This window comes from Pelomonas nitida (genome assembly GCF_043555975.1).
In the GTDB taxonomy this organism is placed as follows: domain Bacteria; phylum Pseudomonadota; class Gammaproteobacteria; order Burkholderiales; family Burkholderiaceae_C; genus Pelomonas; species Pelomonas nitida.
In genome coordinates this window covers 1-280 of sequence record NZ_JBIGIA010000067.1, presented here as the reverse complement: position 1 = coordinate 280, position 280 = coordinate 1, and the positions used below count along the sequence as shown (strand labels likewise).

At 65.4% G+C, this 280-nt stretch carries 1 protein-coding gene; it reads left to right on the top strand.

The genetic code is table 11. From position 1 onward, the window contains the following. Positions 1 to 280: HAMP domain-containing protein (locus tag ACG00X_RS24125; RefSeq protein WP_394492379.1), on the top strand; the 280-nt coding region annotated here is incomplete at both ends.

Sequence of the window (280 nt, the reverse complement as noted above, 5' to 3'; positions counted from 1 at the left end):
ACCATCAACACGATGCTGGACCAGCTCAACGGCTTCGCGTCGGAGGTCACGCGTGTGGCCCGTGAGGTGGGCACCGAGGGCAAGCTGGGCGGTCAGGCGCAGTGCCGCGGCGTGGCCGGAACGTGGAAGGACCTGACCGACAACGTGAACTCCATGGCCAGCAACCTGACCGGTCAGGTGCGCAACATCGCCGAGGTGGCCACCGCCGTGACCAGCGGCGACCTGTCCAAGAAGATCACGGTTGAGGTCAAGGGCGAGATCCTGGCGCTGAAGAACACCA